This window comes from Bradyrhizobium cedriense, from assembly GCF_054602315.1.
Window position 1 is genome coordinate 289,210 of record NZ_JBTSWB010000003.1, and the last position, 25,374, is coordinate 314,583.

23 protein-coding genes are annotated in these 25,374 nt (G+C 63.6%); 15 read left to right on the plus strand and 8 right to left on the minus strand.

Going from position 1 to position 25,374, the window contains the following annotated elements:
• Positions 1-67 precede the first annotated feature (67 nt).
• Together ACYCVF_RS12970 and ACYCVF_RS12975 are read left to right on the plus strand one after the other, a co-directional pair.
• Complete coding sequence (locus ACYCVF_RS12970) at positions 68-490, plus strand: response regulator (protein WP_459595893.1); 423 nt, start codon at positions 68-70, stop codon at positions 488-490.
• The gene (locus tag ACYCVF_RS12975; RefSeq protein WP_459595894.1) at positions 487-2,742 is read left to right on the plus strand and encodes a CHASE3 domain-containing protein; all 2,256 of its coding nucleotides are present in this window, start codon (positions 487-489) and stop codon (positions 2,740-2,742) included. Before ACYCVF_RS12970 ends, ACYCVF_RS12975 begins: the two co-directional genes overlap by 4 nt.
• Positions 2,743-2,756: 14 nt before the next feature.
• On the opposite strand, the gene ACYCVF_RS12980 is transcribed toward ACYCVF_RS12975, so the two are convergent.
• Positions 2,757-3,452, minus strand: a complete 696-nt coding sequence (locus tag ACYCVF_RS12980; protein ID WP_459595895.1) for a Crp/Fnr family transcriptional regulator — start codon at positions 3,450-3,452, stop codon at positions 2,757-2,759.
• 301 nt (positions 3,453-3,753) lie between these two features.
• Between ACYCVF_RS12980 and ACYCVF_RS12985 the strand changes: the two genes are divergently transcribed.
• The 5 genes from ACYCVF_RS12985 to ACYCVF_RS13005 all read left to right on the plus strand — a co-directional run bounded on the left by ACYCVF_RS12985 (position 3,754) and on the right by ACYCVF_RS13005 (position 8,592).
• Positions 3,754-5,748 carry a DUF3604 domain-containing protein gene (locus tag ACYCVF_RS12985; protein WP_459612934.1) on the plus strand — a complete coding sequence of 665 codons (1,995 nt, stop codon included), beginning with the start codon at positions 3,754-3,756 and terminating at the stop codon, positions 5,746-5,748.
• A 15-nt stretch (positions 5,749-5,763) separates the two neighbouring features.
• Positions 5,764-6,627: a peptidyl-prolyl cis-trans isomerase gene (locus ACYCVF_RS12990; RefSeq protein ID WP_459595897.1), complete on the plus strand. Its 864-nt coding sequence runs from the start codon at positions 5,764-5,766 to the stop codon at positions 6,625-6,627.
• On the plus strand, positions 6,624-7,619 hold the full coding sequence (locus ACYCVF_RS12995) for a HupE/UreJ family protein (protein WP_459606417.1): 996 nt from the start codon (positions 6,624-6,626) through the stop codon (positions 7,617-7,619). The genes ACYCVF_RS12990 and ACYCVF_RS12995 overlap by 4 nt, the downstream gene beginning before the upstream one ends.
• Before the next feature lie 203 nt (positions 7,620-7,822).
• Positions 7,823-8,143 carry a hypothetical protein gene (locus ACYCVF_RS13000; RefSeq protein ID WP_459595899.1) on the plus strand — a complete coding sequence of 107 codons (321 nt, stop codon included), beginning with the start codon at positions 7,823-7,825 and terminating at the stop codon, positions 8,141-8,143.
• A gap of 17 nt (positions 8,144-8,160) precedes the next feature.
• A complete protein-coding gene (locus ACYCVF_RS13005; protein WP_459595900.1) occupies positions 8,161-8,592 on the plus strand; it encodes a hypothetical protein in 432 nt (143 codons plus the stop codon).
• 39 nt (positions 8,593-8,631) lie between these two features.
• Here the strand turns inward: ACYCVF_RS13005 and ACYCVF_RS13010 are convergent, their stop codons facing one another.
• Both ACYCVF_RS13010 and ACYCVF_RS13015 read right to left on the minus strand, forming a co-directional pair.
• Positions 8,632-10,557: a DUF3604 domain-containing protein gene (locus ACYCVF_RS13010; protein WP_459595901.1), complete on the minus strand. Its 1,926-nt coding sequence runs from the start codon at positions 10,555-10,557 to the stop codon at positions 8,632-8,634.
• A 127-nt stretch (positions 10,558-10,684) separates the two neighbouring features.
• Positions 10,685-11,581, minus strand: a complete 897-nt coding sequence (locus tag ACYCVF_RS13015) for a DMT family transporter (RefSeq protein ID WP_459595902.1) — start codon at positions 11,579-11,581, stop codon at positions 10,685-10,687.
• A 760-nt stretch (positions 11,582-12,341) separates the two neighbouring features.
• On the opposite strand from ACYCVF_RS13015, the gene ACYCVF_RS13020 reads away from it, so the two are divergent.
• From ACYCVF_RS13020 to ACYCVF_RS13040, 5 genes are all read left to right on the plus strand, one after another.
• Complete coding sequence (locus tag ACYCVF_RS13020) at positions 12,342-16,112, plus strand: vitamin B12-dependent ribonucleotide reductase (protein WP_459595903.1); 3,771 nt, start codon at positions 12,342-12,344, stop codon at positions 16,110-16,112.
• A 139-nt stretch (positions 16,113-16,251) separates the two neighbouring features.
• Positions 16,252-17,532 carry a nucleotidyltransferase domain-containing protein gene (locus ACYCVF_RS13025; RefSeq protein ID WP_459606416.1) on the plus strand — a complete coding sequence of 427 codons (1,281 nt, stop codon included), beginning with the start codon at positions 16,252-16,254 and terminating at the stop codon, positions 17,530-17,532.
• A 432-nt stretch (positions 17,533-17,964) separates the two neighbouring features.
• Positions 17,965-19,020: a CBASS cGAMP-activated phospholipase gene (locus tag ACYCVF_RS13030; RefSeq protein ID WP_459606415.1), complete on the plus strand. Its 1,056-nt coding sequence runs from the start codon at positions 17,965-17,967 to the stop codon at positions 19,018-19,020.
• 198 nt (positions 19,021-19,218) lie between these two features.
• Positions 19,219-19,734 carry a chromosome partitioning protein ParB gene (locus ACYCVF_RS13035; protein WP_459595905.1) on the plus strand — a complete coding sequence of 172 codons (516 nt, stop codon included), beginning with the start codon at positions 19,219-19,221 and terminating at the stop codon, positions 19,732-19,734.
• 177 nt (positions 19,735-19,911) lie between these two features.
• Positions 19,912-20,775 (plus strand): nitroreductase family protein, encoded by an 864-nt coding sequence (locus tag ACYCVF_RS13040; protein WP_459595906.1) that lies wholly within the window; start codon positions 19,912-19,914, stop codon positions 20,773-20,775.
• Between the two features lie 208 nt (positions 20,776-20,983).
• Here ACYCVF_RS13040 and ACYCVF_RS13045 read toward each other — a convergent pair whose 3' ends face one another.
• Positions 20,984-21,250, minus strand: a complete 267-nt coding sequence (locus ACYCVF_RS13045; protein ID WP_061848285.1) for a DUF2312 domain-containing protein — start codon at positions 21,248-21,250, stop codon at positions 20,984-20,986.
• A 110-nt stretch (positions 21,251-21,360) separates the two neighbouring features.
• On the opposite strand from ACYCVF_RS13045, the gene ACYCVF_RS13050 reads away from it, so the two are divergent.
• Complete coding sequence (locus tag ACYCVF_RS13050; RefSeq protein ID WP_459595907.1) at positions 21,361-22,143, plus strand: methyltransferase domain-containing protein; 783 nt, start codon at positions 21,361-21,363, stop codon at positions 22,141-22,143.
• Positions 22,144-22,225: 82 nt separating this feature from the next.
• Positions 22,226-22,927: a transglycosylase SLT domain-containing protein gene (locus ACYCVF_RS13055; protein ID WP_459595908.1), complete on the plus strand. Its 702-nt coding sequence runs from the start codon at positions 22,226-22,228 to the stop codon at positions 22,925-22,927.
• Positions 22,928-23,030: 103 nt separating this feature from the next.
• Here ACYCVF_RS13055 and ACYCVF_RS13060 read toward each other — a convergent pair whose 3' ends face one another.
• Positions 23,031-23,309, minus strand: coding sequence for a hypothetical protein (locus ACYCVF_RS13060; protein WP_459595909.1), 279 nt, complete (start codon positions 23,307-23,309; stop codon positions 23,031-23,033).
• A 258-nt stretch (positions 23,310-23,567) separates the two neighbouring features.
• Between ACYCVF_RS13060 and ACYCVF_RS13065 the strand changes: the two genes are divergently transcribed.
• The gene (locus ACYCVF_RS13065; RefSeq protein ID WP_459595910.1) at positions 23,568-23,723 is read left to right on the plus strand and encodes a hypothetical protein; all 156 of its coding nucleotides are present in this window, start codon (positions 23,568-23,570) and stop codon (positions 23,721-23,723) included.
• Here ACYCVF_RS13065 and ACYCVF_RS13070 read toward each other — a convergent pair.
• From ACYCVF_RS13070 to ACYCVF_RS13080, 3 genes are all read right to left on the minus strand, one after another.
• Positions 23,707-24,000 (minus strand): hypothetical protein, encoded by a 294-nt coding sequence (locus ACYCVF_RS13070; protein ID WP_459595911.1) that lies wholly within the window; start codon positions 23,998-24,000, stop codon positions 23,707-23,709. The genes ACYCVF_RS13065 and ACYCVF_RS13070 overlap by 17 nt on opposite strands.
• A 139-nt stretch (positions 24,001-24,139) precedes the next feature.
• Complete coding sequence (locus ACYCVF_RS13075; protein WP_459595912.1) at positions 24,140-24,805, minus strand: cell envelope biogenesis protein TolA; 666 nt, start codon at positions 24,803-24,805, stop codon at positions 24,140-24,142.
• 145 nt (positions 24,806-24,950) lie between these two features.
• A complete protein-coding gene (locus ACYCVF_RS13080) occupies positions 24,951-25,355 on the minus strand; it encodes a VOC family protein (protein WP_459595913.1) in 405 nt (134 codons plus the stop codon).
• Positions 25,356-25,374 lie beyond the last annotated feature (19 nt).

Consider the following 25,374-nt stretch of genomic DNA (forward strand, 5'->3'; position numbering starts at 1 on the left):
TTGACCGGACACACGATTCGCGGATATCACCAATCGCAGTGGAGGCTTCGATCACTTGGGAAGTGTCATGCCGCGTATTCTCGTGGTTGACGACGATCCGATGGTCGGCGCGACCATCGAAGTCCTCCTGCAACGTAAGGGCTTCGACGTGACGCTGACCGACGGCGGAGAAACAGGACTGGCTGCGCTGGAATCGCAGGCCTTCGACGCGATGCTGGTCGATATCTTCATGCCCCACATGCGCGGTTTCGAATCCATCCGCATCTTTCACGAGCGCGCACCGGCCACTCCGCTGATCGCGATGTCCGGCTACGCCTTCGCCTCGTCCTCCTCGCCATCACCCGACTTTCTCCGCATGGCACTTGAGCTCGGCGCAACGCGCTGCCTGCGCAAGCCGTTCACGCCGGAAGCGCTGCTGACCACGATCCGCGAATGCCTCGCCGGCGCGGCCGGGAGCGCACAGCCGAAGGACGAGAAAGAAGCCCCTTGATTCCAACGCAGCGCGTCATTCTCGGTACCGGACTTGCCATCCTCCTGATCATCGCCACGGCTTCGATCGCCCTCGACGTCAAGTCGCGATCCGACGCAGTATGGGTGAATCATACGATTAAGGTGCAGAAGAAGATCTCCGATCTGCGCGTGCTGCTGCGCCGTGCCGAGAGCGCCGCGCGCGGCTACGAGCTCTATCGCACCCCGGGCTTCAGCGACGAATTCCAGGCGGTGCAAGCCAGCATCGCGCCGGCCCTCGCCGACCTCAAGCGCGAAGTGCGCGACAATCCCGATCACGTCGCTTTGCTGGAAGGCACCGAGCCGCTGGCGCTGCGCCGGATCGAGATTGCCGCCACCGCGATGCGCCTGCGCGCCGAGAACGACGAAGCCGGCATCGCCGCGCTCAACGGCAAGGCCGAGGGCCGCGGCCTCATGGACACGGTGATGCGCAATCTCGACCATCTGAGCGCCGAGGAAGAGCGCCTGCTCGCCGAGCGATCCCAGGATTCGCGCCGCACCGGCATCGTGCTGCTCGGTATCGACGTCGCCGGTGCCGTGCTGATCCTGCTCCTGGTCGCGCTGGTGATGCGCGAAAGCCGGCGCGCCACGGGTGAGCTCCAGAGCTCTCTCGAGCAAACACAGGCCGCCAAGGAGGCGCTCGCGGCGGCGGTGGCTGAACGCACCGAGCATCTGGTCACCGCGCATGACGAGCTGCGCCTGTCGGTCAACGTGCTGCAAAGCACGTTCCACAGCATGGCGGAGGCGGTGCTGGTCATCGACGACGAGGGCAATGTCCTGCTCTCCAATCCGGCCGCGGAGCGTATGCTGCTGCATCGCGTCGGCATGAACGTGAGCAACCTGCGCGCGCTGTCCGATGTGTTTCGCGGCGATGGCGTCACGACTCTCGAGGACGACGAGCTGCCGTCGACGCGCGTGCTGCGCGGCGAGCACTTCGAAGAGCTGGAGATGATCGTCCACCCGCGCAGCGGCAATCCTCCCCGCCATCTCATGATCAGCGGCCGGCCGATGCGGGACGGGCGCGGCAACATCTCGGGGGCGGTGCTGGTCTATCACGACGCGACGACCTCGCGCGAGACGGAACGGCAGCTCTACCAGTCGCAGAAGCTGGATGCGATCGGCAAGCTGACCGGCGGCGTCGCACACGACTTCAACAACATGCTGACCGTGATCTCCGGCAACACCGAGACGCTGGTGGAGAGCCTGAAGGGCCAGCCCGAGCTCCAGCGCACGGCGCGGCTGATCGACGATGCCGCCGAGCGCTGCGCCGAGCTGATCCAGCATCTGCTGGCGTTCGCGCGCCGGCAGCCGCTCGAGCCGCGCAACGTCGACATCAACGCCGCGATATCGGACATCGCGAAGCTCCTGCGTCCCACCCTCGGCGAGCAGATCCAGATCGAGACCGCGCTGGAGCTGGGGCCGATGACCACGCATATCGATCCGTCCCGGCTGACCAATGCCGTCCTCAACATGGCGATCAACGCGCGCGACGCGATGCCGAACGGCGGCAAGCTGCTGCTGGAGACCCATCGCGTCGTGCTCGATGAAGCCTATGCGCAGGCCAATGCCGACGTGACGCCCGGCCCCTATGTCATGCTCGCGGTCAGCGACACCGGCACCGGCATGCCCTCCGACGTCCAGCAAAAGGCGTTCGAGCCCTTTTTCACCACCAAGGAGGTCGGCAAGGGCAGCGGGCTCGGCCTCTCCATGGTCTACGGCTTCGTCAAGCAATCCGGCGGCCACATCAAGATCTACAGCGAGGAAGGCTACGGCACCACGATCAAGCTCTACCTGCCGCCGGGCGAAGGCATGTCGGACGCGGCCGCTCCCGTCGCTCCGCAAGCCGAGGGCGGCGCCGAGACCATCTTCGTTGTCGAGGACGACCCCTTGGTGCGCAACTTCGTCACCACCCAGCTCCAGAGCCTCGGCTACAAGACGGTGGCCGCGCCCGACGGCAGAACTGCGCTGGAATTGATCGAGGCCGGCCAGAGGTTCGATCTGCTGTTCACCGACGTCGTCATCCCCGGCGGCATGAGCGGCCGCGACCTCGCCGAGGAGGTCGCCAGGCGCCGGCCGGGCCTGAAAGTGCTCTACACCTCCGGCTACACCGACAACGCCATCGTCCATCACGGCAAGCTCGATGAAGGCGTGCTGCTGCTGACGAAACCCTACCGCCGCAATCAGCTCGCCGAGATGATCCGCAAGGCGCTGGGCGGCGGAACGGTGGCGCGCTAGCTTGGCGCGCGAAGTCATTCGCGCAGCATTCTCCTCAGCCGGTCCGGCGCAAGCAGCTCGATGCGGCGGTACGACAGCGCCACGCATCCATCGGATTCCAGCGCGCGCAAGATCGCGCCGGCAGTCGTACGCGCCACATTGGCCATATGCGCGAGATCCTCGTGATTGATGTCGATCTCAATCGGACATTGGCTTGGCGGGGTTGTCAGCCGACAACCCGCCGTCCGAAGCAGAACGGCGACGAACCGCTTGACGTGGTTGCGTATCATCAGGTCGTCGGCTCCTCCCAGAGCCAAGCGAAGATGATCGAGCGTTACGAGACCCAAATAGCGCCACGCTGAAGGATCGCGCTTGACGATCTTGTCCACGGCAGCAAGAGGCAAATGGAACAATTCGCTGTCTCGCGTGGCCGTGAGGCCGATCATCCGAGGCTGACGCGTAAAGGCGGCCGCCTCTCCAAACCAGGTACCCGGCATCGCGAAATGTGCGACGTAGGGCCCCTGCTCCTGCGGTGCCATCGTGACGCCAAGGCCACCGGCCACGAGACCGAACATGCCGCCGGGCTTGTCTCCGATCGAGTAGACCGACGCGCCCTGCTGGAATCGCTTGAGCAGGCATCGAGCCAGCACTTCGTCTTGGAACGATGCAGGTGTCTGGCTCAGCCAGCCTTGGCTGAGGACCGTCCTGCGCGCGGCATCGCGGTGCAACATCCGGCCTCCAATTGACCACCCGTGAACATTTGCCGATGCCATCTCCTGATAGTCTGTCGCAATAATTCGTCTTTTGATCCATCTCAACGTGTGCAGTGGCGCGCAAGGCCGAATGCCACGGCCTGCCCGCGCATATTGTAATCTGGGCTTGGGCTTGAGCGCAGGCCGTTACGTCGGCCGTCTCACCGCGAGTCGACGCACATCAACGCACCAACGTCGAGGTGCATGAGCGAATTGATGCGAACGCCAGCCGGCGCGCCAGCGAAGGACGAACACAATGGTGGCTCGACGCTCGATCGCGATGGCAGTTGCAGCATTTTGGCTTGCTGTCGCCGTTCCCGAAAACACCCAGTCGCAATCCGCGGCGGCTGGAACGACCAGCGATGATGTTTCGGTGAAAGGAGCCTTTGATCCGGACGACGGTGTCGACCGCGTAACCACCCCGGAGATGCCGGCCAACACCGGGGCGAATAAACATTACTCACCCTATGCCGGCAGAAACTATCCCACCCGCGTGTTCTTTGGCGACACCCATCACCACACCGCCAATTCAGGCGACGCCTTCATGGCGGGCGACCGCCTGACGCCCGAGCAATCCTATCGTTTCGCGCGCGGCGAGGAGGTCGTCTCCTCATCCGGCGTGCCGGCGAAGCTGTCGCGTCCGCTGGATTTCCTTGTCGTGTCCGATCACGCCGAGGGTCTTGGCCTCGTCTATCAGATCTATGACGGCAATCCAGCGTTCGCCTCCGATCCCACCTTGGCCCGATGGGGTCAGGTAATGAAGACCGGCAGTCCGACCGAGGTGGCTGCGGCCAAGACTGAACTCACCTCTGCGCAAGCACAAGGCACGCTGCCGCCTGCGATCAAGGACCCGAAAATCGTCGGCCCAATCATGCGGACGGCTTGGCAGGATTACACGGCGACCGCGGAAAAGTTCAACGAGCCCGGCCGTTTCACCGCGATGATCGGCTTCGAGTGGACCTCGGTTCCCGGGGGCAACAATCTGCACCGCAACGTGCTGTTCCGCGACAACAAGGACAAGGCCGACCAGATCGTGGTGCCATTCTCGGCCTGGCAGAGCGAAGACCCGGAAAAGCTTTGGGACTGGATGGACCGGCAGGAGAAGAAGATCGGGATCCAGCTTCTGGCGATCCCGCACAACGGCAATCTGTCGAACGGTCGAATGTTCGAGTCGGTGGATTTCGCCGGCAGGCCGCTTTCCAGGGACTACGCCGAGCGCCGTGCTCGCTGGGAGGTGTTGCAGGAAGTAATGCAGACCAAGGGTAGCAGCGAGACGCACCCGACGCTGTCGCCGAACGACGAGTTTGCCAATTTTGGTATCCAGGGCTGGGACAACGGCAACCTGACACTTCAGGACAAGCCGGCCACGCCCGCAATGCGTCCGTTCATGTACCTGCGCGGAGGACTGCTGCAGGGTCTGGTGCAGGAACAGAAACTTGGCGTGAACCCATTCAAGTTTGGGTTCATCGGCGGCACCGATGTTCACAATTCCCTGACCGCGATCGAATCCGACAATTACTACGGGAAGCATGTCGAGCAGGAGCCGCATCCCGACCGCTGGTCGTTCATCGAGAAGAAGGGTTTCGGCTTCACCCGCTACACATGGAACTACGAAGCCGCGGGATACGCCGGAGTATGGGCAACCGACAATACGCGCGAGGCCCTGTGGGACGCGATGAAGCGCAAGGAAGTCTATGCGACGTCGGGGACCCGACTGACGCTACGCTTCTTCGGCGGCTGGGACTTCAAGCCGGACGATGCCCGCTCGCGCTATCTTGCCGACGCCGGATATGCCAAGGGCGTGCCGATGGGAGCGGACCTGCCAAGCGCACCTTCGGGCACCGGGGCGCCAACCTTCCTCGTCGCGGCAATGAAGGATGCGCTGGGGGGCAATCTCGACCGCATCCAGATCGTCAAGGGATGGCTCGACAAGGCCGGGCGGCCGCAGGAGCAGATATACAACGTGGCGTGGGGCAATGCCCAGCGCCGGAAGCCCGGCAAGGACGGCAGGCTGCCGCCGGTGGGAGACACGGTCGACGTGGCGCACGCCACCTGGACCAACACGATCGGCGAGTCCGAACTCTCGGCCGTCTGGAAGGACCCGGATTTCGATCCGTCGGTTCGTGCCTTCTACTATGCGCGCGCCATCGAGATCCCGACCCCGCGTTGGACCGCTTATGATCAAGTCCGATTCAAAGTCAAAATGTCGCCGGAAGTGCCGATGAAGCATCAGCAGCGCGCATGGGCGTCGCCGATCTGGTACACACCACCGTAGGCGATCATCGCAATCATGCTGAAACATCTCCTCAAAGAGCCGCTGCTGCATTTCCTGGCGCTGGCTGTCGCTGTCTTCGTCGCCTACAACGTCTTCAATCGCTTTGAAGCCGGCAAGCCTGACGAAATCATCATCACGGACGCCCGGGTTGATCGACTTGCCGCGCAGTTCAACGCGATCTGGCAACGGCCGCCGACATCCGCGGAGCTGAAGAGCCTGATCGACGACTATGTCAAGGAGGAGATCTTCGTCCGTGAGGCGCTCGCACTTGGCCTCGACAAGGACGACGTAATCATTCGCCGTCGTCTGCGCCTCAAGATGGAGCTCCTGAGCGGCGCCGAAAGCGCGACCCTGGCGCCGACCGAAGCCGAGCTGGAAAAGTATCTGAAGGATAACTCCGCCAGGTTCGAAGTCGATCCCGCTTATGCTTTCGCGCAGGTGCTGCTGAGCCCGGACCGGCACGGCGACAATATCGAACAGGACGCCGCTTCTGTGCTCCAGGCCCTGCGCACGACATTGTCGATTGATCCAGGCGAGCTCGGGGACGCGACGCTGCTTCCGCCCAAGCTCGGGCTCACCGGCAAGGCAACGATCGGCCGGACGTTTGGTCCCGCGTTCGCCGAGGCGCTCGGCAAGATCGTCCCCGGGCAGTGGAGCGGCCCCATCGAGTCGGACTTCGGGCTGCATGTCGTCCTGATCACCGAGCATCAGGCTGGGCGCACACCTGCGCTTGCCGACGTTCGTGCCGCAGTCGAACGCGAGTGGGCGACCGATAAACGGAAGGCGATCGAGGAGCACCTTGCCGCACTGCTGACGCGCTACCGGATCACGGTGGAGGAAACACCGAAGGGCGAACCTCGACAGGCGACCGCTCCATGATCCGTCTGGCCGGCGTTTTCCTGGTTCTCGCGCAGTTGTTCGCAGTCGATCTCGCCACGGCCGATGAACTCCGGCCCGCCTATCTCGACATCAGGGAAACGGCAGCCGACGAATTCGCGGTCGTTTGGAAAGTGCCTGCGCTCGGCGATTTGCGACTGAGCGTCTACGTTCGCATGCCCGAGTCGTGCCGATCAAAAGTCGATCCGGTCAGGACGATCCAGGCGGGGTCCTTTTTCGAACGATCGCGCGTTGTCTGCGCCGGCGGATTGAAGGGCCAGAAGATTGCGCTCGATGGCCTCAAATCGGGCGTGACGGACGCGCTGGCGCGAATTGAGTACCGCAACGGCACCACCGAAGTTGCCCGGATCACCCCTGACTCACCGATCATCGTCGTCGTGGGCTCCCAGAGCAGCTTCGACGTTGCGAAAACCTACCTGTTGCTGGGAATCGACCACATTCTCACCGGTTTCGACCATTTGCTCTTCGTGCTGGTGTTGATGCTGCTGATCCGCGATCCATGGATGCTGGCGAAGACGATCACCGCGTTCACGATCGCCCACAGCATCACGCTCGCGGGCGCCACCCTTGGCTATTTCAGCTTGCCGCAAAAGCCCGTCGAGGCCGCCATCGCGCTCAGCATCGCCTTCGTGGCCAGCGAGCTCATCAAGATCAAGGCGGGCGAACGGCGGCTCTCGCAAGCCTATCCATGGGTAGTGGCCTTTGCCTTCGGCCTGCTCCACGGCTTCGGCTTTGCCGGGGCGCTCAAGGAGACCGGATTGCCGCAACTGGACATCCCGCTGGCTCTCCTCATGTTCAACGCCGGCGTTGAAGCCGGCCAGCTGCTGTTCGTCGCAACGATCCTCGTGGCGGTCAGATCAGCGCTCGCGCTCGTCACCTTGCCAGTCGTTCCGACCCGCCTCGCCGCGGCCTACGTGATCGGCACGACGTCGATGGTATGGTTTGTCACGCGGATCGCCAGCTTCGCGATCTAGCGATCGCTCGGCGCGCGCGGCCATCATGCGTGCTCCAGCACGGTGTTCGGAATTTGCGGCGCGAGACTGCACAGCGCAGACCTGCATCGCACCGCAAGATTCGGCCGTGGATTGATCGCCCGTGATCAGTGTCGACTCCGTCCCCTGTTATTCTTTGCTCAAACGGCGGCTTTTCGCGTGTATGCGAGCTGGAGGAGGCACAAATGAAAGCATCCGCCATCTTGATCAGAGCGCTCCTGGCAATGCCTTTGTCGCTGGTTGAGGTCGTGCCGGAGGTATTGCCGGATGCGCGCAGCCATCTGCACGACGGCCGTCAGCATCTGCGGCTGGATGGGCTTCACTACGCTCGTGTTTTGGCCCTTTGCGATGGTATGGGCACATCTCGACCGGCCGATCGCGGCAACCGAAGGGCCACGCAAGGCGACGCCGCAGTCCATGGCGGCCACATACAGATCGCCGGCGTCATGCGAATGGCGCCGATGCGGATCACGAGTTGGACCAGCTACCTGCATTTCACGTCGTGAACCGGGGAGACGCCGCCATGATCAGAAACGGGCTGTACGCACTATCGGTCGAATTGCGGGACGGGATCGAAGGTGGAGGCAACGGCGTCCTCGTCCTGCGCGACGGCACGATCCGCGGCGGCGATTCCTTCTTCTATTTCACCGGCAGCTACGTCTGCTGTGAGGGCAAGTGGAAGGGCCAAGTCACATCCCGGGAGCACACGCTCAACGTGGCGACGCGGCCCTTTGCTCGAAAGGTCGCTACCATCGGCTTTAGTGGAACCTATACGCTTCACGGTGCCGAAGCCGACAACACCGCATTGCTTGGCAAGCGGAGCATCCCGTTCAGCACATCCTTGCGGCTGCTGCTGCCGGACCAAATCGGGGAAATGCCGATACTCGATGGCCGGCGCGAGGAACATCTCCGATATGAGCAAGCAGGAGCGCTCGCCTTGGTCGGCCGGCGATAAGACCGGTCGATGTAGCGAGGCTCCGCGATCCGGCGATATCTACCTGGCAGCCGTGTACCAGATCGGCGACGTCCAGGCCCGTTCCTGCACCTTGGCTGCGACGCTATCAAGCAACGGCAGCTTCGAGCGCACGGCGTCGTAAGTGCTCCAGCGCGGCGTTGGGATCTGCAGCACGCGACCGTAGTACAGCGCATGCTGGGCGGGATCGAACTCGTCGTCGACCCAGGTGCCGGTCAATTGCGAGCTGCCGGCCGAATTGCTGTAGGTTGCCGTCTTCACGTCGACCGTATCGGCCACCGTAGGCAGCTTGCCATCCGGGCCAATCTTCCGGTCGCCCGACCATGCGACGTCGACGATCCTCTCCTGCGGCGTGCCGTCTGCACCGACCCAGCCCTTGATGATCTGGATGCGATCGAGACTGGCGTCCTTCGGCCCCTTCAGCGCCATCACGTTGAAGCGTAACGGGCGCTTCTCGCCGGCGGCAACCGCCGGCAAGGTGCCCCCCATCGGCACGCCGAGCCGGTAGCCGTTCTCGGCCATGGCTTTTGGATTGGCGTCGGGTCCCGGAAGATCGAATCCTGCGAACATGCGGACCTTGATGCGGACACCGCTGGTGGCAAAGGTCTCTTTTGCCTTCATCGCGTCCCAGATGGCGCCGCGCGTGTTGCTGGTCGCCCAGACGCCGGTGAGCGCGCCGGGATTCAGATCTGTGCCGGCGATCCAGCCACCGACCTCCGCCGTCCGGCGTCGCTCGACCGTGCCGTCAGCGGCGCCGTGGCTGCCGACCCGGAAATTGCCTTCGTCGGTATCGCCGGGTGTCCCGTTGTGACTGTCGGTTCCCCCGACGACACCATACTTGTAGGGGTTGGCGCCCAGATTGCGCTCATACTCGAGCCCTTTCACGAGCCCGTAGCGAACGAAATTTTCCTTCTTGGTCACGCGTCCGCTGTAGCTCGCCATCGAGTCCGCGTTCTCGAAGTTCGCAAATTCGTCGGCGGCCCAGAATTTGCGATGAACCTCCGAATTGCCCTTCACCTGCATCATCTCGATCAGCGGCTCGAAATGGGCGCGCGTCTTCGCGTAGGCTGCATCGATCGGTTGGCCTTGCGGATCGAGCGGGTCGAACATCATGGCTTTGCTGGCGTTCGAATTGTGCGGGATCGCAATCACGGATGCGCCGATCTTTTCCAGGCCGCCCATCCATGCCCAAAGCGCGTCCTCGCGGTTGATCTCGATGTAGCTCATCGGGATCTCGGGCACACGGATGTCCCGGAAGAAGACGTTGCGATGCAGATTGCCGCCCTTTGGCGCGGCGCTCCACTCGAACGCGGGAATGGTCGTGAACTTGCCGGGATGATAGTTCCGCTCGGCGGCCTCGATTTCGATCACCCAGGCACTTTTCGTCGTGTCTGGACCGGCGAAAAAAGGCGGGTGTTGCGGCGTATCGGACCGGTTGCTTTTCACGACGTAGTTCAGGAACCAGGCTTCGCGATCCTCGATCGAGGTCATCGACCGCAGCTCCTTCAGCTTGTCCTGATCGTGTCCAGGCGCCCGTTCGATCAAAGTCGAATACATCTCGCCGAGATACTCGGCGTGGTCGGTCACCGCAGCGAAGTCGAGCGGCTCGGCGATGCGATGCGGCTGCCCGTTGACCACCATCTTCTCGCCCTGGGCGAAGCGATAGGCGGCATCCGGCGTGAGTCGCGCACCGCCGAGATAGGCATCCAGCGAATAGGCGGTGTGAACATGCGTTTCGCCGAAATAGGCGTCCCGGAGCGGATTTGACGGAGCCCGGGCCTCGGCGGCCACGATGCGCGCCTGCTCCTTCTGAATGGCCGGATTGGCCACCAAGAGCTTCAGATCGCCCGCGTGCGCCGAAAGCGCCAACAAGGATGCGACCAGCAGCACGCTGCTGCCGACGGCACAATGGCCGATGGTGGCAACATCACGCGTGTCAGGCTCCACGATCGGGCTCCGCATTGCCTCGCCAGCAGGCGCTCTTCTATCATGCGCCTGCTGGCCTGATTGTTCGCCGGCGAACAGTGCGGCCTTCACTGCAGCAGAGCCGTCTTGCCAAGGTAGGCTGCTCGCCCTAACGCGTCGCCAGCACCACCGCGGCCAGCGTGAAGATCAGCGCCGCGATCTGCCCTGGCCCGAGCGGCTCGCCGAGCGCGAAGGCCGAGGCCACGACACCGATCACCGGCACCGCCATGGTGCCGATCGCGGCGACCGAGGCCGGCAGGCGCGCCAGCGCCGCGAACCAGCTGACATAGGCGATGCAGAACTGCACCACGGTCGAATAGAGCAGCAGCCACCAGCCGAGCGGCGTCACCTTGGACAGATGCGTGGTCTCCACCAGCAGGCCGATGATGGAGATCGGCAGGCAGCCGATGCCGATCTGCCAGGCGGCGGCCGTGAGCGGCGGCAGATGGATCGGATACTTCTTCGAGAACACCGTGCCGACGGCGAAGCCGAACGCGCCGGCCAGCGCCATGATGATTCCAGGCGCTTTCTCCGCGCTGGCGGCGATGCCGTTGCCGCCCATGATCGTGGCAAGGCCCGCAAAGGCCATCACCAGCCCCAGCGTGCGCAGCACGGTCGGCCGCTCGCCCAAGACAGGCCAGGCGATGATCGAGGCCCACACCGGCATGGTGTAGGCGATCAGCGCCGCCTCGCTCGCCGGCAGCCAGAGCAGCGCGAGGCCCATCAGCACCATCCAGCCGGTGACGTTGAGCAGGGCTGCGATCAGCAGGCGCGGCCAGATCGGCCCCTCCACGCGCAGGCTTTGCCGGCGCATGATCGCGAGCAGCGCCAGCAGCACGGCGCCGAGCACGCCGGTCACCCCACGCAGGGTCAGCGGCGGCAGCTCGGCGAGCAGGAATTTCGTCACCGGCCAGTTGAAGCCCCAGCCGATCGAGGTGATCGCGAGGAACATCAGGCCGGCCGGGGCGATGCGCGCTCGCGCATCCCGGCGGGTCGAATCATGCATGTGGGCAGTCCGGCAAAATCTTGCGGCCAGCTTGGCCCGGATTCGCAGGGCAAACCACCGTCCCGGCGGGCATGCCTGCCCTCACCTGCCGTAGGGCTACGTGAGTCCCGCCGGCGCAATCCCGGTCGGGAAAAATATACCTGCCCTGTGAACAGCGGGATGAAGCCTGCGCATCACCACAAGATGCGAATTTTTTCGGTTGGGAATCCGTGAGGACTCACTGATACTTGGCTCCACAACAGGCGCGGCGAAGACCCCTGTTATCCCCCATAATCCACCATATTTAGTATTTGATTCAGGAACTCGCACTAGTTCTTGACGGGCGCAACGGAGAGTCCTAGCTTTCGATCCGTTCGGCGCGAGTGAGTTTGCGTCCCGCCGGCACTCCCCCAAAGGGTCTCGCAAATCTCAGCTCCGCCGGCCAGCCAAAGGCTGCGGAATGAGGGCTTGTCTGCCCGCGAGATGCGGACTTTTCGGGCGCCAGAACGGGCCGGCAACAGGCTCGGATGGCATCGGTAGACGTTGTGACAGTGGGGCGTTGAACGCATGTCGGGCCCATCCCCTTGGGGGCGGATGTGTCAGGGCATGCCGGCCGAATCGATGCACGCATCGACATCGCGCCGGGAGAACAAGGGCCGGGTCCACCGGCTGAGCTGCGGTGCGCTGAGGCCATATGGCCGACGGTGCCGCGAATGAAATGACGACCCGGCACGTCCTCAACGAGGGGCGGGACCGGTCAACGAATAGGACGGGGCAAGACATGCGGATTGAGCGGCGCCACACCACTGCGGGACAGTCACCTTATGCCGGGATCGAGTTCCGGCTGACCACGTCGGAGATTCGCAATCCCGACGGTTCGGTCGTGTTCAAGCTGGACAATGTCGAAGTGCCGACCGAGTGGTCGCAGGTCGCCTCCGACGTGCTGGCCCAGAAGTATTTCCGCAAAGCCGGCGTTGCCGCGCGCTTGAAGAAGGTCGAGGAGGAATCCGTCCCCTCCTTCCTGTGGCGCTCCGTGCCCGACACTGAAGCTCTCGCCGCGCTGCCCGAGAAGGAGCGCTATGTCAGCGAGCTCTCGGCCAAGCAGGTGTTCGACCGCCTCGCCGGCTGCTGGACCTACTGGGGCTGGAAGGGCAAGTATTTCACGACCGACGAGGATGCCCAGGCCTTCTACGACGAGCTCCGCTACATGCTCGCCAGGCAGATGGTCGCGCCGAACTCGCCGCAATGGTTCAACACCGGCCTGCACTGGGCCTATGGCATCGACGGCCCCGGCCAGGGCCACTATTACGTCGACCCCTTCACCGGCAAGCTGACCAAGTCGAAGTCCGCCTATGAGCATCCGCAGCCGCACGCCTGCTTCATCCAGGGCGTGGGTGACGACCTCGTCAACGAGGGCGGCATCATGGACCTCTGGGTCCGCGAAGCGCGCCTGTTCAAGTACGGCTCCGGCACCGGCTCCAACTTCTCGCGCCTGCGCGGCGAAGGCGAGAAGCTCTCCGGCGGCGGCCGCTCGAGCGGCCTGATGAGCTTCCTCAAGATCGGCGACCGTGCGGCGGGCGCCATCAAGAGCGGCGGCACCACGCGCCGCGCCGCCAAGATGGTCGTGGTCGACGTCGATCACCCCGACATCGAGACCTATATCGACTGGAAGGTGAAGGAGGAGCAGAAGGTCGCCGCCCTCGTCACGGGCTCCAAGATCAACCAGAAGCACCTCAAGGCCGTGCTGAAGGCCTGCGTCAACTGCGAGGGCTCCGGCGACGATTGCTTCGACCCCGAGAAGAACCCGGCGCTCCGCCGCGAGATCAAGCTCGCGCGCCGCAGCCTCGTGCCCGACAATTACATCAAGCGCGTCATCCAGTTCGCCAAGCAGGGCTACAAGGACATCCAGTTCGACACCTACGACACCGACTGGGATAGCGAAGCCTATCTCACCGTGTCCGGCCAGAACTCCAACAACTCGGTCTCGCTGCGGGACGACTTCCTGCGCGCGGTCGAGACCGACGGCGACTGGAATCTCACCGCCCGCACCTCGAAGAAGGTGACGAAGACGCTGAAGGCGCGCGATCTCTGGGAAAAAATCGGCTACGCCGCCTGGGCCTCGGCCGACCCCGGCCTGCACTTCAACACCACGATGAACGACTGGCACACCTGCAAGGCGTCCGGCGACATCCGCGCGTCCAATCCGTGCTCGGAATACATGTTCCTGGACGACACGGCGTGCAACCTCGCCTCCGCCAACCTGCTGACGTTCTACAACACCGAGACCAAGCGCTTCGACGTCGAGGGCTACGAGCATCTCTGCCGCTTGTGGACGCTCGTGCTCGAAATCTCCGTGATGATGGCGCAGTTCCCGTCGAAGGCGATCGCCGAGCTCTCCTACGAGTTCCGCACGCTCGGCCTCGGCTACGCCAATATCGGCGGCCTCTTGATGACCATGGGCCTGCCCTATGACAGCAAGGAAGGCCGTGCGATCGCCGGCGCGCTGACCGCGATCATGACCGGCATCACCTACAAGACCTCGGCGGAGATGGCCTCCGAGCTCGGCACCTTCCCCGGCTACAAGAAGAACGCCGCGCACATGCTGCGCGTGATCCGCAACCACCGCCGCGCAGCGCACGGCCAGTCCAACGGCTATGAGGCGCTCAGCGTCAACCCGGTGCCGATGGACCTCGTGTCCTGCCCGCAAGCGGACCTCGTCACCCACGCCCAGGCGGCCTGGGATGCGGCGCTCGAGCTCGGCGAGAAGCACGGCTATCGCAACGCCCAGACCACCGTCATCGCGCCGACCGGCACGATCGGCCTCGTCATGGATTGCGACACCACCGGCATCGAGCCCGACTTCGCCCTGGTGAAGTTCAAGAAGCTCGCCGGCGGCGGCTACTTCAAGATCATCAACCGCGCCGTGCCGGCCGCGCTGCGCGCGCTCGGCTATCGCGAGAGCGAGATCGCCGAGATCGAGGCCTACGCCGTCGGCCACGGCTCGCTCTCCAACGCGCCCGGCATCAACGCCTCGACGCTGAAGTCCAAGGGCTTCACCGATGAAGCCATCGCCAAGGTCGAGAAGGCGCTGCCGACCGCCTTCGACATCAAGTTCGCCTTCAACAAATGGACTTTCGGCGAGGACTTCATCCGCGACCAGCTCGGCATCGGCGCCGAGGCGATCGCGGCCCCCGGCTTCGACCTGCTCCAGGCCGTCGGCTTCACCAAGCGCGAGATCGAGGCGGCCAACGTCCACATCTGCGGCGCGATGACGGTGGAAGGTGCCCCGCACCTCAGGCCTGAGCACTATCCGGTGTTCGACTGCGCCAATCCCTGCGGCAAGATCGGCAAGCGCTATCTGTCGGTCGAGAGCCACATCCGCATGATGGCGGCGGCGCAGCCCTTCATCTCGGGCGCGATCTCCAAGACCATCAACATGCCGAACGACGCCACGGTGGAGGACTGCAAGTCCGCCTACATGCTGTCGTGGAAACTGGCATTGAAGGCCAACGCGCTCTATCGCGACGGCTCCAAGCTGTCCCAGCCGCTCAACTCGCAGCTCATCAGCGACGATGAGGACGAGGACGATGCGGTCGAGACCCTCTACGAGAAGCCGATGGCGGCGCGCACCGCCCAGGTCTCGGAGAAGATCGTCGAGAAGCTGGTCGAGCGCATCATCGTGATGCGCGAGCGCGAGAAGATGCCGGATCGCCGCAAGGGCTACACCCAGAAGGCGGTCGTCGGCGGCCACAAGGTCTATCTCCGAACCGGCGAGTATGACGACGGCCGTCTCGGCGAGATCTTCATCGACATGCACAAGGAAGGCGCGGCGCTGCGCTCCTTCATCAACAACTTCGCCATCGCGGTGTCGCTCGGCCTGCAATACGGCGTGCCGCTGGACGAATATGTCGACGCCTTCACCTTCACCCGCTTCGAGCCGGCGGGCCCCGTGCAGGGCAACGACAGCATCAAGTACGCGACCTCGATCCTCGACTACGTCTTCCGCGAGCTCGCGGTGAGCTACATGTCGCGGTTCGACCTCGCCCATGTCGATCCCAATGAGACCGGATTCGACGCGCTCGGCAAGGGCGTCGACGAAGGCAAGGAGCCGGACGAGGACGGCGGCCACCAAGCCACCCGCCTGGTCTCGCGCGGCCTCACCCGCTCCCGCACCGACAACCTGGTGGTGATGCGCGGCGGCTCGGCCGCGGTCAGCCAGGGCAACGACAGCGCACCCTCCGGCGGCAGCAAGGTCACGGCGATGGCCTCGCATGGCGCGAGCCCCCGCCTCAGTGACGCCCTCGAGGGCGCCGTCGCCCTGAAGCAGGAAGTCCAGCACGACCTCTCCCCCACGGAGAAGCTGGAGCAGCTCCAGTGGAGCAAGGCCGGCAGCGCCGCCACCGCCGTCCCGTCAAAGGCCGAGCGACGCGCGGAAGCCAAGGCCAAGGGCTACGAAGGCGAGATGTGCTCGGAGTGCGGCAACTTCACGCTGGTGCGGAATGGGACCTGCATGAAGTGTGATACGTGCGGAAGTACGACGGGGTGTAGCTGATCACCCGAGAAGATGACACAACGATAGACTGCGCACTTTACCACTGAAAGGCACGATTCCGGCGGTCGCCATCGACCGCCGGAAAATGGTGGAAGGAACGAAACGGGAATTGAAGCTAGAGTTGTAGAGGAGCATCGATATGAACTATTCCGATCGCCATCTGCGTCAGATCGCAAGTTACTCCACTATTGATGTCATGCTGGCCGACGTCGCGATCCGGATTCAGCTTAGTCCTACCGATTACCAGCTCGCAGTCGACCATTACCACGCGATCAACGAGTGGCTCGAACGCGATGATAGCCCGCTCAAGGGTTACGTTCGCGACTTCTACACGCAGGGTGGCTTCGCAATCGGCGCTACAGTCGCGCGCCACTCCAGCGACGACGAATTCGACATCGACGTAATGGCCGATCTTGCCTACCCCGTCGACGTTGATCCTGAAGATGCGCTTGCGACACTGCATGACGCAATCCGCGGCGAACGCGGCTCGCGATACTACCTCAAGAGCGACCGAAAGACCCGCTGCAGCACCGTCAACTACGATGGCATGCATCTCGACGTGACGCCCACAGTCCGGCTGATGGGCACCGTGGAGAAGACTGGGCTGATCTTCCATTCCAAGCCCCAAGACCCTTCTGAGCCGAAGATGTCGCTGTATGCGAACCCACACGGCTTCGCGCAGTGGTTCATCGCCCGGACGCCGCCGGACCAAGACTTCGGAACCTTCTTCGAGCGCAGGTCCTTGGACTACGATCGCGAACGTGCGATCCTGTCGAGGCGCGCCGATGCGGCACCGGTGCCTGATCAGTGCCCCGCATATCAGAAATCGCGCGCCGTCATCGCGCTGCAGTTGATCAAGCGCTGGCGCAACTTAGCTTACGACAAGCGGCACCCAAGCCGGAGGCTGCCTCCCTCGGTTCTGCTGGCATTCTACGTGGCTAACCACGCTAACCAGACGACCTCGCTGGCAGAAGAGCTCGGCCACCAAGTCGAGTGCTTGCTGGCCATCGTACGAGAGGCGAACGACCGTGGCGAGAGGGTCTTCGCCAGCAACCCGATGTGCCGTGAGGACATCCTCACTGATCGCTGGCCTGCGGATCTCAGCGACCAGGCGATCTTCATCCGCGAACTTACCGACTTCGCCGTGAAGATCCGGCGGCTGCGCGGAGATATCGCCCTCCCCGAGATGCAGCAGATCCTCGAAGATCTGTTCGGAGAGAAGCCGGCGCGCTCGGCGATAAAGGAGCATGTTCAACGCGTCGCCAAGGACGTGGGCTCAAGCGGCACTCGCTTCATGCCCGGCAAGGCCGCGATTCCTGTCGCGGTCGCGGGCGGCGCTTCGGCGCCGAGTACCTCCAAATCCGCGCCGCCGCACCGTTTTTTCGGCGAGCATCCCGATGACCTACCTAAGCGTAAATGAGCAAGACGCCGCGATCCGGCGCCTCTTTCCAGATTTCCGGCTGACGGCTTCGGCTGATTGGATAGGGATTTGGGAAGGTCCGGTAAGGCCGGCGGCCAAGACCTACACGATTCGGATTGTGTACTTCCGGAGAAGGTACTTTGACGGTTGGCATCTCGCAAATCCATACGTCACGGTTCATGTCGTGAACCCACTGATAGGCGAGTCCATGGTGGAAGGCGACATTCTCCCACACATCTACTGGAACGATCGCGCACCTCTGTGGCCCGCGCTCTGCCTCTGGGATCCAGATGAGATGTACTGGGGTCCGGAGATGGCGATCGCTACCACGATCATCCCGTGGACGTCGGAATGGCTGTTGTTCTTTGAATACTGGCAGGTATCCGGAGAATTCCTAGGACCCGGTCGTCACCCGCCGAGGAGGCGCAACAAATGCCCGAACCCGCCAGCAACTTTAGACCCGGCGACCCGCGCTCAAAGGGAGCGATTCCTCAACGCCGAATTCCACAGGATTGGCCAAAAGGCCGGCGTTTTCGGATCTTATCTATCGATGGGGGCGGCATTAAGGGACTGTTCCCTGCAACTGTTCTTGCCGAACTCGAGCAGCGATTTCTGGACGGCGGTCCCATCACCAAGTATTTCGATTTGGTCGCAGGCACCTCGACTGGAGGAATCATTGCGCTTGGCCTCGGCGCCGGCCTAAGGGCATCAGAGCTCGCAGAGCTTTATTCCAGCCGAGGCGCGGAGATATTTCCGGAGCGCGGTCTCATCCGCAAAAATCTCCGCGTCGCACGAAATCTTCTACGCTATCAGTATGAACGAACGGCTCTAGAAAGCATTCTGCTCGATACCCTTGGCGCTAAGCTCTTGGGAGATTCTGTTGTTCGTCTTTGTATTCCGTCTTTCGAAGGCAAGCACAGCGAGGTCTTTGTCTTTAAGACGCCGCACCATCCCGATTATAAAGTCGACCGCTTTGAGCCAATGGTAAAAGTCGCCTTGGCGACTTCCGCTGCGCCGACCTATTTTCGTCCACTAGAGCACAACGGCTACACACTCGTGGATGGAGGTGTTTGGGCCAATAATCCCATTATGTTAGCGATTATTGAGGCCTTAATCTGTTTTAATCTCGAGCGTGATCAGATTGACGTCCTGAGCTTAGGTTGCGGCGAGGACCCATACGTCGTGTCAGCAGATCAGATAAATTCAGGCGGCCAATTGGCTTGGTCTGACGTAATTTTCGCTGCCATGCGTTTGCAATCCCTGTCCGCTACCAATCAAGCGCGCCTCCTTCTTGGTCCACCCGCTATTCGACGTTTCGAACCACCATCAAACTCCGTGCCAATTCCTCTCGATGATTTCCGTCGATCCTTCATTGAATTAGTGCCCGCAGCGCGCGCAGTCGCGGACCGACATGGAGATCAACTCGCAGAAAGCTTCTTCTCTACCCCGGCAACTCCGTATACGCCTCAGCCACTACCCGAAGCATAGATTTGATTGGAAGGCGAGCACGTAGGAATTGCACTTACAATGCAAGCTGCGCTGTTGCCGTAGTCACAGCTTGGTTCCGGCATCGATGCTCATCAATACCCTGCTGCCGAATTGCCTTTGCGGTCGAGCCCTTCCCTCCTAAACTCCCGACACCACCGTCACGGGTTCCGACGGGTCCGGTAGAAGCGGAGTCGAGTTATGCCCACACCGGAAAGCTTCCCGATCGAGAAGATCTTCGTTCCCACGAAGCAGAAGAAAGCTATCAAGCCGGAGATCGTCGGGGAGATCGCGGAAAGTATTCTGGAGATCGGGCAACAGGCCCCGATTTCCGTTCGGCTCGACGGAGACCGCCTCGTTCTGGTCGAGGGACTGCATCGGTTAGAGGCCTGCAAGGCGCTTGGCGAGACGACCATTCTCGGTGTCCTGGTCCCGGCGGAGCTTGCTCAGCACAAGCCGCTGCTGGCCGAGCGACCCGAAGTCGAGGCAGAGCGCATCAAGATGGCGCGATTGAAACAGTTGCGCCTGGAAAAGGAAGCCGCGGAGGCTTCGAGTGCTGGCTTCAAGAGCGCCAACGCAACGCAAGCGTCGCGCACCCGTCCGGCGAAAGGCGTCCGCGACAATCCGAAGGCATCACCGGGCCGGATTGCGAAATCGAAACCGAAATCATTGTCGGCCTGGATCACGCAGCAAAAGGGCAGCGGCGACCGCTATTGATGGCGGGGATCAGCTCGTAGGATGGGTAGAGCCCTTGCGAAACCCATCATCCTGCGACGTTTGATGGGTTTCGCTCCGCTCTACCCATCCTACTCACTACACCCCCGCCAAGTCCGCCTTCCGCCACCGCCCCCTCCGCCCTAAACTCCCGCCAAACACAATCGGGAGGACTGTCCGATGACCGAGGGGCCGCTATTCCATGACATCATTCGCAAACGCCGCAGCGTGCGCAAGTTCGAGCCGGGCCGCAGCGTCGGGCGTGATGTGCTGGAGCGGATCGTCGATTGCGGGCGGTGGGCGCCGTCGGGGGCGAACGTGCAGTGCTGGGATATCATCGTCGTCGACGATACAGCGATGCGCGACAAGGTGCTCGCGGTGTTCCTGCGCCAGGCGCAGCGGCTGGTCGATCATGCCAAGGGCTTTCCGGCGGTGAAGAAAACTTATCTGGCCAACACCGTCGCGATCATCCTCGTGCTCGGCGATCCCCGCTGGAAGGTCTGCTTTCCGCAGGCGACCTCGCCCGAGTTCGATGCCGAGTATAGGGACAACAACGAAGCGATCTTCTACTGCTCGCTCGGCGCGGCCATCCAGAACATCCAGCTCGGCGTCACCGCGGAAGGACTGACCTCGGCCTGGCTCTCCGGCGGCGGCGAGGCCGAGACCAATCGCGAGCTTGCGGACGTGCTCGGCTATCCCGAGTGGATGACGGCCTATGGCACCATCCCGATCGGCTATCCCGCCGTCGACCAGGATCGCCGCTATCGCCGTCCGCTCGGCCAGCTCCTGCACTGGAACGGCTACCAGCCGGCGCAATATCGCCGCCACGCCCAGGTCGATTTCTACGAGAGCACGCTGCGTCCCTTCGCGATGTATCGCGACCAGGAGTCCATGGACGCCTGGCCGGACCGCAACGAGATGCTGGGCGAGTGGACGGACGCCTTCACAGGTCCCGTCAGCAACCCCGCGCAAGCCCTCGAAAGCGAAGCCGACTTCTCCCACCCGCGGGTGATCGGCCAGGCCACCAAGCGGCGTCGGAGCTGAAGCGTCCTTGCACGAGCTGAGCGCGCGCCTCGTCCTTCGAGACGACCGCTTCGCGGTCTCCTCAGATGAGGCTAAGCAGCATCGGAGGTTGAAACTGGCGCAAAGCCCTCGGTCCTCATCCTGAGGGCCCGCCAACGGCGGGCGTCTCGAAGGATGGCCACAGGCGAGATCGCTCTATATGCGATTCCCCTGCATCAACCCGCTTCCCTCACGCCGCCTTCGCCTGCTCCGGCGAGGCCGTTTCCATCGCGCGCATGTAGAGGTCGAGCAGGCTTTCGCGCTCGTCGCGCTCGTTCTTGTCTTCCTTGCGCAGCTTGATGATCTCCTTGAGGATCTTCACATCGAAACCCTCGCCCTTGGCTTCCGCGAAGACTTCCTTCTTCTGTTCGCTCAACTCCTGCATTTCGGTGTCGAGGTTCTCGATCCGCTCGACGAAGGAACGGATCTTGCCGCCGGGAATGGTGATGTCGGACATGGTGCCTCTTTGCTGACTGAGGTCGTGAAAATGACCGCAGAAAAATGACCAATGTGTTAACCTCGCCGCCCGCGCATTGCGCCCTGTGGAAACGCCGAGGGAGCCGTTTCATGCCCGAGATTCGCTTCGATGACGGTGCCGCCTATGAGCAGATGATGGGAGTCTGGAGCCGTTCGGTCGGCGAGGTCTTTCTCGACTGGCTCAGGCCGGCACAAGGGCTGCGCTGGATCGATGTCGGCTGCGGCAATGGCGCCTTCACCGAGCTCATCCTGGCACGTTGCGCGCCAACCGACGTGCAGGGCATCGATCCCTCGCAGGGACAGCTCGCCTTTGCCCGCACGCGTCCCGGTGCGCGCGGCGCGGTGTTTCAAACGGGCGATGCCATGGCACTGCCATTTGAGGCGGAAAGTTTCGACGCCGCGGTGATGGCCCTGGTTCTCGTCTTCGTGCCGGACCCGACGAAAGGTGTGGCCGAATTGGCGCGAGTCGTTCGCCCCGGCGGCCTGGTTGCGACCTACATGTGGGACATGCTGGGCGGCGGAAATCCGCTCGATCCGATCCTCGAGGAGATGCGCGCGATGGATCTGTCGCCGACGCGTCCCCCGCACATGGAAGTGGCCACCCTTGCCGCTCTCCAGGACCTTTGGCGCGCGGCCGGACTGCAGCAGATCGAGACCCGCGAGATCACCGTGCAGCGGACGCTCCGCGATTTCGACGAGTTCTGGACCGTGGAGACGAAGTCCCCCTCCATCGCCCCGGTGATCGCTTCCATGCCGGCGGCCGATGTCGCCGCACTGATGCAGCGCGTGAAGGCGCGCCTGCCAACGGATGCGGACGGCCGCATCACCTGCAGTGCCCGCGCGCACGCGATCAGCGGACGCAAGCCGGGCTGACGACTTGGCGCGGCGGGGGATTGGTCGCAACGCCCGGCGAGGCGCTCGCTGGGTCCGCAGGAGATTCGCGCGAGCGCCGCGGATGGTTGGGATCGCGACCATTGCGGCGCTTCTGCTTGCAGCCGTCGCACTCCTGAACACCGCCTATCAAATCATCCGCAAGCCGACCGAGCTGTTCGCCGTCCTCGGTCACGCTCTCGACAAGGAGCCGGCCGAGACGTGGGCGAGATACGGGCCGCTGTTCCGGAAAGCCTCCACCGCGGCGATCACGCCGGAATTGCTGGCCGCGCTGGCGCAGGTGGAGAGTTCAGGCAATCCGGTGGCGCGCACCTATTGGCGCTGGCGATGGAGCCTCAACCCGCTCGCGATCTACCGCCCCGCCTCCAGCGCCGTCGGCCTGTTCCAGATGACCGACCCGGCCTTCACCGAAGCCGCCCGGTTCTGCGTCCGCGGCAACGCGGTCACGGAGACCGGCTGCGGGCCGGGCTTCCTTTATGTCCGCGCGATCCCGAGCCACGCCATCGAGCTGGCGTCGGTGTATCTCGACCGCCAGCTGGCGCTGGTTCTCACCCTCGCGGGCGATGTGAAGGCAAGCGCGCAGCAGAAGCAGGATCTGGCCGCCTTCATCCATCTCTGCGGCGCAGGCCCGGCAACCGCCTACGCGCGCCGCAAGTTTCAGATGATATCAGGCGAACGCTGCGGCGATCACCTCGTCGCGGGCTATGTCGGCCGGGTCAACGCGATGAAGCGGCAGTTCCTGCGGCTTGCGGCGGAGGGCGATTAGCCGTAGCCCGGATGAGCGAAGCGACATCCGGGACTTCCGTTGCCGAAGCACCCCGGATATCGCTTCGCTCATCCGGGCACCGAGACCACGCGAGTGGCCGGCTCTACCACCAATACGGCCAGCGCCATCCCTCGTAACGAACATAGGACGACACCAGCGGCGGACCGTAGGGATCGACCTTGTCGTCTTCCGGGCGATAGCGATAGCGCGGAACGATGTTGTAATCCCATGGCGTCGGCCGCAGCACCGGCGCCGTGACGATCAGCCTCTCCTGCGGCGCGCGAACCACTTGCTTCCGCGGCTTTGCTTCGGCAGCCGATGTTGCAAGGCCGCTCAGCACCAGGGCCGTTCCGAGCGCATAGGCGATGGTCATTGTCTTCATTGCATGGGTCTCCTTGCTGCCAGAGTGCAAAAGGACGCACGGCAAGGCAAGCGAATTTGCGCGCGAGCTTTGCGGGAATGACCGATGCCGGCCCGGCGTCGCTGCGAAGAGCGAAGGCGGAAGCAATCCAGGCCGTCTCGGCCGGAACAGGCTATCGCACATGACAATTTTTCCCTGCGGCCATCCTTCGAGACGCCCGCCTTCGGCGGGCCCTCAGGATGAGACGCGAGTGCGCGGCGGCAGTTTCGGCGGGCACCGATGCTGATGAGCCTCATCCTGCAGATGCTGATGAGCCTCATCCTGAGGAGACCGCTGAAAGCGGTCGTCTCGAAGGACGAGGCGCTTGCTCGAACCGATCCCAGCCGTGCCACGGCCCTGCGTCGCCCGCGCGTGAGCCTCACGCGCCGCCTTTAACATCCAACAACGCAAGCGCCCGCGGCACCTGATCGCGATCGGCAACCAGCACATATTCCTGTCGCGACAGGCTGGCGCCGCTCGCGAGCACGATCGCGTTCTTCGGGCAAAGGCCGAAACATCCGGTCATGATCAGCTTCGCCGGCTTGGGGCCGTCGCGCCTGCTCGCCTTCAGTTCGGATTTCAGCGCACGCCTGACGTCGCGGCCCTCGTCGCTGCGCTTCAGGCATTTTCGGCAGACCATGATCGGCGCCGCGCGGCGCGATCTGGCGATCATCGGAGATTTGGGGCTTGCAGATTTCGGCGGCTTTTCAGGCATTGCAGACCTATATGGGACGTCAGCTCATATAGGGATGGAACGGCGATCTCGCTGCCTGAACGAATGCGATGCACGGTGGATCCGGGTTTGCGCGGCCCTACTCCCGCGCCCGGCGCAGCGCCTGCTCCAGCTTCATTCGCTGCTTGTCCCAGCGGTCCTGCTCGGCCTCGGCGCGCGCGTCCAGCGCAGCCCGATCGGCCTCGATCTCCTCGCTCCGCGATTCGTGCTCCCGCCTCGCTTTGTCCAGCGCCGCCTGCGCGGTCGCGACCGCCTTGTCCCGGCGTGCGCGCTCTTTGGCGCGGGCGGCCTCCTCCTTCCTTCGCTCGGCTTCGCGCCGGCGCTCCTCCTTCTCGAACGCCGCCGCAGCCTTGCGTGCGGCTTGATCGTCGATCTTGCGGGACGGCTTCCTTGCGGCCCTGGCCGGACGCTTCGTGGACTCGCGTTTGGGCTTGCGTTCGGGCCTGCGTTGGCGCTTGCCCTCGTCCTCGCCGAGATCGGTCGGCAGCTCCGCGCTCTCGCTGAACGGCCCGTCCGAGCCGACCGGACGCCTGAGCACGATGCCGGGCTTCGCCATGGTCGCCGCGACGATGTCGGGGTCCTCGGTCTCCGTCGCGGCGCCCTGATGGAAGAGATTGGAGCTGGCGCCCCAAGCTTCGAGCGCGGCCTTCATCGAGGGCGCGGCGATCGCCTGGTCGTAGAAGCCGAGCGAGGTCCGGTAGGTCTTCAGCTTCCTCGTCGTTTTGCTTTTCTGCTTTTTTGCCATGTCGCCCCGATGTCAGCTTCGCCGCCGTCCGCCGGCGATCGCAGCAAGCGTAGCCCGGATGAGCGAAGCGATATCCGGGATTGATCCTGCCGAGCTATTTCCCGGATGTCGCTCCGCTCATCCGGGCTACGAACCCGATCGCGAACTACGAACTCTCCAACAACGCGTCATACCCTTTCTCGCTGAACGCCAGCAGGCAGAACCCGTGCCCGAACGGATCGGCCAGCATCGCGATCCGGCCATAGGGCGCGTCGCGCGCGGGCGCCTCCAGGATCGCACCGGCACGAAGCGCACGCGCGACGGCGGCGTCGACGTCCTCAACGACGACGTCGAGATGCACGGGCGTCCAGTGCCGCTCGTAGCGGCGGCGGTCGCCGCCGGCGCCGACCGTGCCGGCCTGCTTGGTCAAGAGATACACCGGCGCCGGCCAGCCGAGCAGCTCGACGAAGTCTGCGCCGAAGCGGCGGCCGACCGTCAGGCCGAAGGCTTCGGTGTAGAAGGTCGTGGCTTTGGCGACGTCGGGGACGTCGATGTTGAGGAGGAAGGTCATGACAGGCTCGTCGCGCGTT